Here is a 12,837-nt window from a genome sequence, read left to right as displayed (position 1 = left end):
GCAGCGCCCGCTGCCCGGGCGCGGATCGCGCCGGCCGACCGAGGTGGATCAGATAATGCCGCGGCCGGGCACGATCTCCTTGCCGAAGGGGAAGCAGGTCACCGGAATCATCTTGAGGTTGGCGATGGCCAGCGGGATGCCGACGATGGTGACCGCCTGGGCGGCCGCGGTGGTGATGTGCCCAATGACGAGCCACAGCCCGGCCACGAGGAACCAGATGACGTTGGACAGCCCACTCATGACGCCGGCACCGGGGGTGGCCACGACCTCGCGTCCGAAGGGCCACAGGGCGTAGGAGGCGATGCGGAAGGAGGCGACACCGGCGGGGATCGTCACGATGAAGATGCAGGCGATGATCCCGAAGAAGATGTACTGCAGGAACAGCCAGAAGCCGCCGAAGACCACCCAGATGACGTTGAGAAGCGTGCGCATGGCATATGTCTACAGCCGCCGAGCCTCCCGGGCATCATCCTCCAGACGGAGGCGACCCTGAGTCGACCCTGGTTCTATCCCGCATCACCATCACGGGCACGCCGCGCCCCGGCCGCGAGCCGCCGCTCTGGCCCGGGCGCCCCGAAGCGAGGTGCTCGAAGCGAGACGCTCGAGGCGAGACGCTCGAGGCGAGGCGCGCTCACCAGAAGACGCGCTGGGCGATGGCGTCGGCGAAGTTGTCCAGGGCGGCGGGGGCGGAACCGAGGTAGAGACCGGCGTCGATGAGGGAGACCTCCATGAGGTAGAAGCCGCCCTGGCCATCGCCGACGACGTCGACCCGGTTGAACAGCAGCTGGATGTCCCGCCCCGAGCGCTCCTTGATGATGGTGTGGATGGCCTTGCGGACCTTCTCGCCCCACAGCCACTCCTGCTCGCTGGGCTCGCGGGCGGTGACGATCTCCTCGTGCACCTCATCCACGGAGCGGAAGGAGGGGTGGAGCATAGGCGCCTTCTCCACCGCGTGCGATAGGACGCCGTTGAAGTACACCAGGGACAGCTCGCCCTTGCGGTCGACCTCTTCAAGGTAGCGCTGCACCATGACGCTGCGACTCCGGCCCAGGTGGTGCATGGTGTCATTAATGGCCTCGGCGCGGGACTTGGCGTCGGTGGCGGTGTAGCGGCCGGTGCCGCGGCCTCCCGAGGAGATGGCGGGCTTGACCACGAAGTCGCCGTGAGCGGGGAAACGCGTGTGGACCTGGTGCTTGGAGTAGCCGGAGCTCGGTTCCAGCCAGGTGGTCGGGATGATGGGGACGCCGAGCTCCGCCATGCGCATGAGGTAGTGCTTGTCGGAGTTCCACTCGACGACGTCGGCGTGGTTGATGACGCGCCGCAGTGAGTGCGCCCAGGCCAGGAAGTTCTCGTAGTGGCGGTGCTTGGCGTAGTCGCGCACGGACCTGAGCACCACGATGCCGGCGTCGTCCCAGTTCACGTCCGGGTCATTCCACACCGCCACCCGGGGCTCAATGCCGCGCTCACGCAGCGCGTCGGGCAAACCCTGATCGTCCTCATCCAGGTTCGCGTAGTCGGTCGAGGTCGCAAGCGTCACGATCGGGCTGGTCACGGAGCATACGGTACCGCCCCCAGCCGCTGCGCGGGGCCGATCCGAATCGGGCAGGATGGGCTCATGCACGACTCCGCCGTCGATCCCGCCACCGAATCCATCCCCGCGGCCACGACCGCGCCCGCCGGCTGTGCCAGCTCGGCCGACGCAACCGACACGCCGCCCCGCGGTTTCTACCCGCCCATCGAACCCTACGACTCGGGCCTGCTCGACGTCGGCGACGGGCAGCAGCTGTACTGGGAGGCCTGCGGCAACCCTGATGGGATTCCCGCCGTATTCGTCCACGGGGGCCCGGGCGGTGGCTGCGCCCCCGAGCATCGGCGGTGCTTCGATCCCAAGCGCTACCGCATCATCCTGTTCGACCAGCGCGGCTGCGGCCGCTCCCTGCCGCATGCGTGGGAACCCGAGGCAGACCTGAGCGCCAACACCACGTGGCACCTGGTGGCAGATATGGAGCGTCTGCGCGAACACCTCGGGATTGATGCGTGGCTCGTCTTCGGCGGCTCGTGGGGGTCGACGCTGGCGCTGGCCTACGCCGAGTCCCATCCACGTCGCGTCACCGCGCTCGTGCTGCGCGGCATTTTCACGCTCCGGGCGCGCGAGCTCGACTGGTTCTACGAGGGCGCCGGCGCAGACATGATCTGGCCCGACGAGTGGGAGGCCTATGTGGCGGGAGCCGGCGACGGCGCCCGCCCAGGCGGATTCATCGACCGCTACCACGAGCTGCTGTTCGACCCGGACCCGGCGATCCACGGCCCCGCGGCCCGCGCCTGGACCACCTGGGAGGCAGCCACTTCCACGCTGCTGCGCGACCAGGCTCACATCGACGAGGTGCAGGATCCGGCCTTCGCCCTCACCTTCGCCCGCATTGAGAACCACTTCTTCCACCATGCCGGCTGGATGGAGGACGGGCAGCTCATCGCCGGCGCCACGGTGCTCGCCGAGCACGACATCCCCGGCGTCATCGTCCAGGGCCGTTACGACGTCGTCTGCCCCATGGGCACCGCCTGGGCTCTGCACCGGGCGTGGCCGCAGGCGCAGTTGCACATCTCCGCCGCCGCTGGGCATTCCTTCGCCGAGCCGGAGACGCTGGCCGCCTTGATCGCGGCCACCGACCACTTCGCCGACGTCCTCGCCGACGTCCTCGCCCCCGCCCACCCCCTTCACCGAAACCGGCACTAATAACATGCCGAAACCGGCACAAGTGACGTGCCGAGACCGGTCGATACGGTGGTCAGGTGCTGCCGTGGCATCGCTCGTGTGGTCGCGGCCCGCGTTGCTGGGTCAGGTTGCGCGTAGCGTCTTTGTTAGAGGCGGCTGGCCGGTCCTGAGCGCTCTGGGACCACCTGTAAGGCAGCCGGCGGTCAGCTGATGGATGGTGCAGGCCGGGGTCTTGCGCCAGGGGCGTCGTTGGCGGCTCCAGTTGGACCGTCATCGCGCGGTTGGACCGCTTAAGCGCGGTTGGACCGCCCCAGACATGGTCTCAGGCAGTCCAACCGGGGGCAGACGGTCCAACCGGGGATAGACGGTCCAAGCGGGGGTAGACGGTCCAAGCGCGGGGGTTGCTTGTGATCCATGCCGGCGGTCGCCGCCGGTCCGAAGCCTTGCTACGCCGTCTGACCCGCATCCTCTGGGGTGAGGCCACATCCGGTCAGAGGGTACTGCATGACCAGGTCTATGCCCCCAAGAAACCTGAGCGGCTCGCCAAGACTTAGCCGGCCCTTAGCAACTTCGCTCGGTTTCGGTGCGTTACAAGTGCCGGTTTCGGTGAATAGAGGAGGCGGCACAATCACGCCATTGAACGCGCTGCCCCAGCGTGCGGCGCCTCCAGTCGGACTGAGATTTCCCGCACACAACGGCGTTTTCAGGCCATCCCGGTTGGACGTGGGCACCGGGGGCGAGTACAGTCCTACTCGTCGCCAGGCGGAAACGCCTGACCGATCAGGCCTCCTTAGCTCAGTTGGTTAGAGCACCTGACTCTTAATCAGGGTGTCCAGGGTTCGAGTCCCTGAGGGGGTACCACGCAGGGCAGCACACAGCTGCGGCGCCGCGCCGGATCCGGTGAGCATCGTTCCCGCTACCGAATTGATCCGGGCGGCCTCCCCCAACCCATCCCGACTGCGGGAATACCACCGCGGTCGGCAGTGTTGTCCATGCGTCGGTTGACAGGGTCGACGACGCCGTGACGTCACGCGGCACGTCCCCTCCCGACCGCGGCCCACCTGTACGGCCCAGCGCAACGCAGCCACCGGGAAGGCCCACACATACCTACAACAACCGCCGAGTCCAAGCAGGCTCCGCCAGCTAACACCCGGCACAGAGGGGCCCACCAGGGCCATGAAGGGAAGGAAGAGATGCATCTGATCACATCCACCACCGGACGCGACGCCGCCGAGCGCGAGCTCGCCGCCGCACGTACCGAGCTGGCATCGCTGGACGCCACCGCCTCGCCTTCGCGCCTCGAGCGCGCGCTTGAGCGGCTGCAGGCCGCGCAGGACGCTCTGGCACTCGCCGCCTGAGCGCCCCGCACCCCGCCCGGCGCATCCGCCTGGCCAGACCGGCACCAGTGAAACGCCGAGCCCGGCACTGATAACGTGCCCAGACCGGTCAAATGACCGGCGGCGTTCGACTTGGCACCAGCGCCTCGGACGCCGTCGGCTTATCCCCAGGGCCGCCCCCGCGTATTGCGGTGGGCGGCTCTTTGCGTCGTAGGAACGCGCCCCCGTTGCACAGGTGACCCCGCGTTGCCGATTCATCTAGGTTTGTCTCGTTCAACCAGTCACGCAACGTCCAGGAGAACACCGTGCCCCAACTCGACGTCGGCGCCACCGCCCCCGATTTCACTCTCCCCGACCAGTCGGGGACCCCCGTCTCCCTGGCGGCGTTGCGTGCGGACGCCGAACGCGGCGTCGTCGTCTACTTCTACCCGCGGGCCGCCACCCCCGGCTGCACAAAGGAAGCCTGCGACTTCCGCGACTCGCTGGAGTCTTGGCGCCAGGCCGGCTACGCCGTCGTCGGTATCTCCCCGGACACCCCGCAGGCGCAGGCGCGCTTCGCCGCCAAACAGGAGCTACCCTTCCCGCTGCTGTCGGCCCCCGACCACACCGTCATGGAGGCCTGGGGCGCCTGGGGCGAGAAGAAGAACTACGGGCGCACCGTCACCGGCGTCATCCGCTCCACCGTAGTGGTGGACACCGACGGCGCCGTCGTCCTGGCCCGCTACAACGTGCGCGCCACCGGCCATGTCGACCGGCTGCGCCGCGAACTCGGCCTCGACGCCTGAGCAGGGCGCGCCGTTTGACCGCCCGACAGGCCAACAGCCCCGCCGCTACTCCCCCGGAAAGAGGAGCCCGATCTGACGGCGGATCTCGTCCATCATCTCCAGGACCTCGAGCGTGGCCTGCCACGGCATGGTCTCCGACTCGGTCTTGCCGGCCGCCAGGCAGCGGGCGACCTCGGCGGCCTGGAACTGGAAGCCGCCGGCGAAGGTGGCGTCCCAGTCGTACTGCGTGCCGGTGCCGGCACTGTCATCCAGGATGATCTCAAGCTTGCCCGGCCGGTAGAACTGGACAGGCAGGACCACCCTCCCGTCGCTGCCGACTACCTCGGCGGAGGTGCCTGAACGCACGTTCATCGCCGAAGTGGCCACGGCGCAGGCATCGGGGTAGGTCATGGCGACGATCTCATGCAGGTCGACTCCGGCCGGGCTCAGGCGCCCGGTGGCGACCTGCGACTCGGGCACGCCCAGCAGGGAGTGGATGAAGCTGACGGGGTACACGCCTAGGTCCAGCAGTGCGCCGCCAGCCAGGTCGGGACGGTTCATGCGCTCCACGTGGAGCAGGGATTGGAGGTGGTCGGCACGCACGTAGCCGATCTCTCCCAGCACACCGCTGCCCACAAGCGCGCGCAGCAGCACCTGGCCCGGTAGGAAACGCGTCCACATGGCCTCCATGGCGAACAAGCCTGCCCTCCGGGCGGCGTCGAAGATCCGACGTGCCTCGGCGGCGCTGCGGGCGAAGGATTTCTCCACCAGTACGGGCTTACCCGCCTCGAGGGCAAGAATGGCCTGGTCGCAGTGGAAGTTGTGCGGGGTGGCCACGTACACCGCGTCCACCTCCGGGTCAGCCACCAGGGCCTCGTAGGAGCCGTGGGCGCGCACGCTGTGTCCCTTGCCGGCGCCGGGGTGAGCGTCGATGAAGGCCTGCGCCCGAGCCTGGTCGCGGCTGCCGACGGCGACCACGCGTCCCGAGGAACGTGCCGGCACGTCGGTGGCGAAGGTTGAGGCGATGCCGCCCGCACCCAGGATGCCCCAGCGCAGCGGCGGGGCGTCCTGCGGTTCGGGCACGGCGTCGGCCAGTGAGAAGGGGGCGCCGGCGTCGGCCAGGGCGTCCAGGATTGTCTGGGGAATCGGCGGCAGCAGGTCGGTGGTGCGGGGGGCTACAGCATCGTCGCGTGTCATGTCGCCACCCTAGGCGCAGCATGCCGACCCCGGAAGAGGTTTCGACCGTTTAGTACTATCGACGAACGAATGCGCGCGGCGCGATCCAGTAGGATCACCTCCGAGCGCGAGTGGCGGAACTGGTAGACGCCCCAGATTTAGGTTCTGGTGCCTTCGGGCGTGAGGGTTCGAGTCCCTTCTCGCGCACCCATGAATGCCGGGTCCGCGCACGCACGACTGCCGGGCCCGACGGCGCGACCCACCGGTTCCGCCCGCCCAGGCGCCCCCGGGTACCCTGGGGCGCGTGACTGACACCAAAACCCGCAAGGACGGCCGCTTCCCCGATCAGCTGCGCCCCGTCTCCATCACCCGCAACTGGCAGGTCAACGGCGAGGGCTCCGTACTCGTCGAGTTCGGCCGCACCCGTGTGCTGTGCGTCGCTTCCTTCGTCGAAGGCGTTCCCCGTTGGCGCAAGGGCGGCGGCGAGGGCTGGGTGACAGCCGAGTACGCGATGCTGCCGCGCGCCGGCTCGGAGCGTTCCGGGCGCGAATCCGTACGCGGCAAGATCGGCGGGCGCACCCATGAAATCTCGCGCCTCATCGGCCGGTCCCTGCGCGGGGTCATCGATGTGGCCGCCCTAGGCGAGAACACCATCACCCTGGACTGCGACGTCCTACAAGCCGACGGCGGCACCCGCACCGCCGCGGTCACCGGCGCCTACGTGGCCCTCGCCGACGCCGTCGCCTGGGGCACCCGCCGCGGTTACGTCAAGGCCCGCACCGGCATGCCGGTGATTGCCGACTCCGTGTCGGCCGTGTCGGTGGGCATTATCGACGGCGCGCCCTGCCTCGATCTGCCCTACGAGGAGGACGTGCGCGCCCAGACCGACATGAACGTGGTGCAGACCGGCGCCGGCGCCTTCATCGAGGTTCAGGGCACCGCTGAGCACGCTCCCTTCGACCGCGGCGAGCTGGGGGTCCTGCTCGACCTGGCCACCAAGGGCAACGCCGAGCTGGCCGCGCTGCAGGCGCGCGCATTGGCCGGTCCCGAAGCGGAGCCCTTCACCGTGTCCACCGCGGACGCGAGCACGGGGGACGCCTCCGGGAGCAGCGCTGCGGCCCCCGCCGTCGAGGGTCACTGACCATGACCCCCGATCCCGGCACTTCCGCGCCGCAGGAGACGACGACGTCGGCGGGCATTCCGGTCGGCGCGCGGCTTATCCTGGCCAGCCACAACCCCGGCAAACTGGCCGAGCTGCGCACGCTCCTCGCCCCGCTGGTGGACGGATTGGAGGCCGAGCAGATCATCTCCTCGGCCGGTCTCGGCGCTCCCGAGCCCGTCGAGGACGGTCTCACCTTCGCTGCGAACGCGCAGATCAAGGCCCGCGCCCTGGCCGAGGCCACGGGCCTGCCCGCGGTTGCCGACGACTCCGGGCTGTGCGTGGACGTGCTGGGCGGGGCGCCGGGGATCTTCTCGGCACGCTGGTCGGGCCGCCACGGTGACGACGCCGCCAACCTGCGGCTGCTGCTGGGCCAGCTGGCCGACGTCGCTGACCCGCACCGCACGGCTCGCTTCACCTGTGCGGCGGTGCTGGTGGTTCCCGGACGGGACGGTCGGGCGCCGTCGGTGACGACGGTGGAGCGTTCCATGAACGGGCGGCTGCTGCGCGAGCCGCGCGGTGAGGGCGGCTTTGGTTACGACCCGATTTTCGTGCCCGCTCAGGAGGACGCTCCCGGCGCGGCCGGGCGGACGACGGCGCAGATGAGCGCGGCGGAGAAGAATGCCATCTCCCACCGCGGCCAGGCCATGCGCGCCCTCGCCCCCGCCCTACGCGCCCTCCTTCACCGAAACCGGCACTAATAACGTGCCCAAACCGGCACTAGTGACGTACCGAGACCGGCACAAACGGCGCCTGCACGCACCGTCCTCTTGCTTTCCACCACGGAAACCATCATACTTTCCGTAACGGAAAGTGAGGTGATTGGCGTGTCCCTGTCCTCTTCCCAGCCCGTCTCCCCCGACGAAGCCCGGGCGCACCTGCACGAGGTTGACGAGGCAAACCGTCTCGCCGCTCAGTGGCGCCCGTCCCGTTGGGCAGCGGCCCTCTTCGCCGTCACCTGCGGTACCGCACTCGGCGCCTTCCTCATGGGCTGGTTCCGCCTGCTACTCGCGGCCATCGCGGCGGTCATCTTCGTGGCGGTCGCGCTACGGAACCAGCTGTTCCGCCCCGGTGTGCGCACCCGCGACGACGTCATCGACACCAACTGGCCCTGGTGGAAGCGACACAGCCTGCTGGCATGGTTCATCCTCATTGCACCGACGCTGCGCGGCTTTGACCCGCACCCCGTACTCGTCGGCGTCCTCGCAGTGCTCGCCGCCGCCCACGCCTGGTACTGCGCCACCGTCATCTGGCCGGAGAACAGCCGTGCTTGATCCCGTCATTCACCCGCTGGGTCGGCTGCGCATTTGCGCCACGCTCAGATCGGTCGGCGCTGTCAACAACGGCGGCGAAGTCTGGACCGGCACGGAAATGAAGTTCTCCGCCCTGCGCGACGCCGTCGGCCTGTCCGACGCCAGTTTGTCCAAGCAGCTCACGGCACTGGAGAACGCCGGCTATGTCCGGCGCCACCGCGACTACGGGGTCATGCGCTCCCTCGACGTCGTCTGGGTCTCCCTGACCCCCAGCGGGCTCAAGGCCTTCGAGGAGCACGTCGCGGCGCTGCGAGAAATCGCCGAGGGCTGACCGACGGCGTCATTAGTGCCGGTTTGGGCACGTCATTAGTGCCGGTCTCGGTGCGTTACTTGTGCCGGTTTCGGCGCGTTACTTGTGCCGGTCTCGGTGGATTGGGCGTCGAGGCGACGCTGCACGCCCTTGGGCACGAGCGAGTCATGGGCCTTGACATACCCGTACAGGTAGCGCCACCCGCCCAGGAAAACCACGAGGAACACGGCGAGCATGACGGCGAAGGAGACGTCCCCCTCCCCTGTGCGCCACGCGTTCAGCCCCAGCCACACCGCCCAGGTCACGGCGATGACCAGGCCGCCATCCGGCCAGGCCACCTCCAAGTGATCGTCCCGGCGGCGCACCAACCAGGTGAGCACCCAGGCGACGATGACGCCGCCCAGACCGCATCCGGCCAGGACCGGAATCCGGGCCAAGTCGTGCACGGACGCCGCAACGAAGCAGGCCACCGCCGCCACCGCGATGGTGTCGGCGAGCAGCACCAGCCACCAGCGGGTGCGCCGCCCGCGCGTCCAGGGGCGGTCCGGCCCATCGGGCACCGGCGGCGTATAGCTGATCGGCGCGGCCTCCCGCGGGTGCTGCCCCTTGCGCGCGCTGTCTTCCGCCTCCCCCGCCGGCGTCGGCTCCCCGGGTTCCATCCGCTTTCCCGATTCCGCCGAGGCGGATGCGTGCACGCTCCCCGCCACGGCTCAGATCTCCCAGGTGGCGCCGGGGGCGGCGGCCTCGAGCGGACCGGTGTAGACCGCGGCGGCCTCGGCCAACGGGTCGGCCGGGTCGGTCCAGGGCTGGATGTGGGTGAGCACGAGCCGCCCCGCGGCGCGGCGCCCGCCCTGCCCGCTCGTGCCGGCGGCGAGCTGCCCGGCACGACGCCCGGTCAGGTGAATGCCGCGGACGGCGTCGCGCCCCTCGAGGAAGGCGGCCTCGGCGAGCAGCAGGTCCACGCCGTCGGCCATGGCCTCAATCCCCTCACACAGGTCCGTGTCGCCGGTGAAGGCCAGGCTGACCCGGTCGCCATTGCTCCCAGGCCCCTCCACCCGGTAACCGAAGGCGTCGACCGGGTGCAGCGCGGAGTACGGGGTGATGGTCAGGGGGCCCACGTGCAGACTGTCCCCGGCGCTGACCGTGCGGAAGGAGAACTCGGTGGCGTAGGTCTCCTGCGCCGGGGTGCCGTCGACGCCGTTGAGCCGGGGCAGGAGTTCGCCCGGGCCGAAGGTGAGGACCGGGCCGAGTGCGCCGGCGGGGTTCCAGCGCCGGAACACGTGCATGCCGACCAGGTCGACCATGTGGTCGGCATGGCAGTGGGAGATGCCAATCGCGTCCAGGTCGGCGGGGTCAAGGTAGCGCAGTAGCTGCCCCATGGCTCCGGGGCCGAAGTCCAGCACCACCGACCAGGTGCGCCCGGCGACGTCGTCGGCCTGGACTAGGTAGGAGGAGGCGACGGCGTCGGGGCCGGACATGGAGCCGGTACAGCCGATGACGGTGAGCTTCATGCAGGATCCTCATTCGATGCGGGACGGGGAGTGGGCGCGAATTCGGCATGGTTGACGCGCCCAACCTCGGGGCCGAGGAAACGGCGCGCCAGCACGGAGAAGGAGTCGGGGTCGCCGGTGGCGCGGAACTCGTGGCGCGGCGTCGGGGCGTCCGGGGCGCGCAGCAGGTCGGCGCGGGCGAGCTCGCGGTATACGTCCTTGGCGGTCTCCTGGCTGGAGGTCACCAGGGTGACGTCCTCCCCCATGACGTAGGAGATGGGGCCTGCGAGCAGCGGGTAGTGGGTGCAGCCCAGAATGAGGGTGTCGACGTCGGCCGCCTTGACCGGCGCTAGGCTCTCCTCCGCGGTGGCCAGCACATCCGGGCCGGTAGTGACGCCACGTTCGGCCAGCTCGACGAAGCGCGGGCAGGCCTGGGAGAAGAGGCTGACGCCGGGGACGGCGGCCAGGGCGTCGTCATAGGCGTTGGAGTCGACCGTTCCCTGGGTGGCGATGAGGCCGATGCGCCCATTGCGGGTGACGCGGGCGGCGGCGCGCGCCGCCGGGTGAATGACCTCGACGACGGGAACGCCCTTGCCGCGGGTATAACGGCTGCGGGCGTCGTGCAGGACGGCCGCAGAGGCGGTATTACAGGCGATGACCAGCATCTTGACCCCGGAGTCGACCAGCTCGTCCATAATCGTCAGGGCGAGGCGGCGCACCTCCTGCACCGGACGTGGCCCGTAGGGGGTGTTGGCGGTATCGCCGATGTAGAGCAGCTGTTCGCCGGGCAGCTGGTCGAGGACCGCGCGGGCTACGGTCAGACCGCCGACGCCGGAGTCGAACATTCCGATGGCCGCATCATTCACAGCGCCGAGACTATGCGGCCCCTTCGCCATTCAATAGCACGGCTACCAGTGATTCCTGCCACCAGGAAAGCATGTCGTAAGACAGGGCCATGGCTCTCCTCCAGCGGTCGGTGTCGCTCTCATCGGCGGGCGGCTCGTCCCAGGCGACGGCGTGCACCGCAGCGGCGGCCTGCGGGGTGTCGATCTCCAGGCGCTGGGCGAGCACGAGGCGGGCGTCGTTGAGGGCGCCGAGCCAGCGGTCCTCCTGCCCGAAACGCACCAGCACGGCACCGTCCGGCCCGGTGGGCTCGAGCAGTTCGCCAGTCACGTCTTCCAGCCGCGAGTGCTTGTCTGCCCGTAGGCGACCGCGGGTCAGGGCGGCAATCTCGACGGCGATGTCCGGGTCCTCGGAGGCGTCGGGCAAAAGCGCGTCCAGCAGCGGGGAGAGCGCTGCGGGGGCACGGTGAGCGGCCTGCGCGCTGTCGGCCGCCTCCGGGGCATCGGGCCCGGTTTCAGGCGCTGCGCCGGATGCGGCGTCGAGCTCAGCGGGATCGAAGTCCGGCTCGAAGTCGAGGGCGGAGAGCACGTCGCCGTCGTGCGCGGATTCGCCCGGACGCGGCGTGGGGCGCCCGGCGCGCGAATCGTGGCGCTGGGAACTGTGGGATGCGGGCAGGTCGGCGGCGAGCAGGTCGGCGATCTGCTTGAGCAGACCGGCCAGGTATTCGCGCTCCCACGGCTCAAGGCTGCTGGACCACCCCTGTGCGTCGGGTTGGAAGGCGCGCATCACGCCTGCCCTCCGGTCGGTCCGTCCGCCTGCGGGGAGTCGGGGCCGTCGTCGGCGAGCGGTTCGATGGTGGCGTGCAGCCCATAGGAGTGCATGGCGGTGACGTCCACCTCCATGCGTTCGCGGGCGCCGCGCGAAACCACGGCGCGGCCGGTGGTGTGGACCTCCAGCATGCGTCGGCGGGCGAGCGGGATGGGAAAGCCGAAGTAGGAGTGGAACACCCAGGTGACGTAGTCCATGGTGTTGACCGGGTCGTCGTGCACGACCGTGCACCACAGCCGCTGGGAGGCGGTGCGGGCGTCTGACAGTGTCTCGGCTCCCGGGAGCGGGGCCGCGTTGACGGGCACTGTGGACGGCATGCGCCCAGCCTAGATGATTGCTTCCAAAGGCGCGGCTCGGCGCAGGGCGAGGCGGCTGGTGCAGGCTAGTGCCGGGCGAGCCGGGCCGGTGAAGGGTGAGGAGGGGCGTGCCGGCTGACCCGTGGCATGCATGCTGTCACCGAAACCGGCACTAATGACGTGCCGAAACCGGCACAAGTGACGTGCCGAGACCGGTCGATATGGCGGTTGGGTGCTGCCTTGGCATCGCTCGTGTCGTCACGGCCCGCGTTGCTGGGGCAGGGTGGGCGTAGCGTCCTTGTCAGAGGCGGCTGGCCGGTCCTGAGCGCTCCGGGACCACCGGTGAGGTAACCGGCGGCTGGGTGACGGACGGTGCAGGCCGGGATCTTTCGCCGGGACGCCGTCGGCGGCTCCAGTTGGACCGTCATTGCGCGGTTGGACCACCTTCGCGCGGTTGGACCACCTTCGCGCGGTTGGACTGCCCCAGACGTGTTCTCAGGCAGTCCAACCGGGGGCAGACGGTCCAAGCGGGGGTGGACGGTCCAAGCGCGGGGGTTGCTTGTGATCCATGCCGGCGGTCACCGCCCTGTTCGAAGCCTTGCTACGCCGTCTGACCCGCGCCCTCTGGGGCGAGGCCACATCCGGTCAGAGGGTGTCGCATAACTAGG

The 12,837-nt window shown here is 69.6% G+C and carries 15 protein-coding genes and 2 tRNA genes; 9 read left to right on the top strand and 8 right to left on the bottom strand.

The window, feature by feature from the left end:
* Positions 1-48: 48 nt before the first annotated feature.
* Entirely contained in the window at positions 49-432 is a 384-nt protein-coding gene (locus RWX45_RS06900; RefSeq protein ID WP_316023003.1) for a YccF domain-containing protein, read from the bottom strand.
* A 199-nt stretch (positions 433-631) separates the two neighbouring features.
* Positions 632-1,552 (bottom strand): glutathione synthetase, encoded by a 921-nt coding sequence (locus RWX45_RS06895; protein WP_316023002.1) that lies wholly within the window; start codon positions 1,550-1,552, stop codon positions 632-634.
* Between the two features lie 63 nt (positions 1,553-1,615).
* Between RWX45_RS06895 and pip the strand changes: the two genes are divergently transcribed.
* From pip to RWX45_RS06875, 4 genes are all read left to right on the top strand, one after another.
* Positions 1,616-2,734, top strand: a complete 1,119-nt coding sequence (gene pip / locus RWX45_RS06890; RefSeq protein WP_316023001.1) for a prolyl aminopeptidase — start codon at positions 1,616-1,618, stop codon at positions 2,732-2,734.
* Between the two features lie 763 nt (positions 2,735-3,497).
* Positions 3,498-3,574: transfer RNA gene (locus RWX45_RS06885), tRNA-Lys, on the top strand.
* Positions 3,575-3,906: 332 nt separating this feature from the next.
* Positions 3,907-4,071 (top strand): hypothetical protein, encoded by a 165-nt coding sequence (locus RWX45_RS06880; protein ID WP_316023000.1) that lies wholly within the window; start codon positions 3,907-3,909, stop codon positions 4,069-4,071.
* Between the two features lie 284 nt (positions 4,072-4,355).
* Positions 4,356-4,835 carry a peroxiredoxin gene (locus tag RWX45_RS06875; protein WP_316022999.1) on the top strand — a complete coding sequence of 160 codons (480 nt, stop codon included), beginning with the start codon at positions 4,356-4,358 and terminating at the stop codon, positions 4,833-4,835.
* 45 nt (positions 4,836-4,880) lie between these two features.
* Here the strand turns inward: RWX45_RS06875 and RWX45_RS06870 are convergent, their stop codons facing one another.
* Positions 4,881-6,011: a Gfo/Idh/MocA family oxidoreductase gene (locus RWX45_RS06870; RefSeq protein ID WP_316022998.1), complete on the bottom strand. Its 1,131-nt coding sequence runs from the start codon at positions 6,009-6,011 to the stop codon at positions 4,881-4,883.
* A gap of 104 nt (positions 6,012-6,115) precedes the next feature.
* On the opposite strand from RWX45_RS06870, the gene RWX45_RS06865 reads away from it, so the two are divergent.
* From RWX45_RS06865 to RWX45_RS06845, 5 genes are all read left to right on the top strand, one after another.
* Positions 6,116-6,197 (top strand) — tRNA-Leu (locus tag RWX45_RS06865).
* A gap of 97 nt (positions 6,198-6,294) precedes the next feature.
* Positions 6,295-7,131: a ribonuclease PH gene (rph, locus tag RWX45_RS06860; protein WP_316022997.1), complete on the top strand. Its 837-nt coding sequence runs from the start codon at positions 6,295-6,297 to the stop codon at positions 7,129-7,131.
* Positions 7,132-7,133: 2 nt separating this feature from the next.
* Positions 7,134-7,850 carry an RdgB/HAM1 family non-canonical purine NTP pyrophosphatase gene (gene rdgB / locus RWX45_RS06855; RefSeq protein WP_316022996.1) on the top strand — a complete coding sequence of 239 codons (717 nt, stop codon included), beginning with the start codon at positions 7,134-7,136 and terminating at the stop codon, positions 7,848-7,850.
* Between the two features lie 126 nt (positions 7,851-7,976).
* Positions 7,977-8,423: a hypothetical protein gene (locus RWX45_RS06850; protein ID WP_316022995.1), complete on the top strand. Its 447-nt coding sequence runs from the start codon at positions 7,977-7,979 to the stop codon at positions 8,421-8,423.
* Positions 8,416-8,733 carry a transcriptional regulator gene (locus RWX45_RS06845; protein ID WP_316022994.1) on the top strand — a complete coding sequence of 106 codons (318 nt, stop codon included), beginning with the start codon at positions 8,416-8,418 and terminating at the stop codon, positions 8,731-8,733. The genes RWX45_RS06850 and RWX45_RS06845 overlap by 8 nt, the downstream gene beginning before the upstream one ends.
* A gap of 35 nt (positions 8,734-8,768) precedes the next feature.
* On the opposite strand, the gene RWX45_RS06840 is transcribed toward RWX45_RS06845, so the two are convergent.
* The 5 genes from RWX45_RS06840 to clpS are packed head-to-tail and all read right to left on the bottom strand — an operon-like array spanning position 8,769 to position 12,190.
* The gene (locus tag RWX45_RS06840; RefSeq protein WP_316022993.1) at positions 8,769-9,407 is read right to left on the bottom strand and encodes a DUF3054 domain-containing protein; all 639 of its coding nucleotides are present in this window, start codon (positions 9,405-9,407) and stop codon (positions 8,769-8,771) included.
* 15 nt (positions 9,408-9,422) lie between these two features.
* Entirely contained in the window at positions 9,423-10,223 is an 801-nt protein-coding gene (locus tag RWX45_RS06835) for an MBL fold metallo-hydrolase (protein ID WP_316022992.1), read from the bottom strand.
* Positions 10,220-11,047 (bottom strand): glutamate racemase, encoded by an 828-nt coding sequence (gene murI / locus RWX45_RS06830; protein WP_316023015.1) that lies wholly within the window; start codon positions 11,045-11,047, stop codon positions 10,220-10,222. The genes RWX45_RS06835 and murI overlap by 4 nt, the downstream gene beginning before the upstream one ends.
* Positions 11,048-11,078: 31 nt before the next feature.
* Positions 11,079-11,831, bottom strand: a complete 753-nt coding sequence (locus RWX45_RS06825; protein ID WP_316023014.1) for a DUF2017 family protein — start codon at positions 11,829-11,831, stop codon at positions 11,079-11,081.
* Positions 11,831-12,190: an ATP-dependent Clp protease adapter ClpS gene (gene clpS, locus RWX45_RS06820; protein ID WP_316022991.1), complete on the bottom strand. Its 360-nt coding sequence runs from the start codon at positions 12,188-12,190 to the stop codon at positions 11,831-11,833. Before clpS ends, RWX45_RS06825 begins: the two co-directional genes overlap by 1 nt.
* Positions 12,191-12,837: the final 647 nt, after the last annotated feature.

Source organism: Actinomyces sp. MRS3W (assembly GCF_032465695.1).
GTDB lineage: Bacteria > Actinomycetota > Actinomycetes > Actinomycetales > Actinomycetaceae > Actinomyces.
The sequence above is the reverse complement of the archived record's forward strand: the minus strand, read 5'-3'. Positions and strand labels throughout refer to the sequence as shown.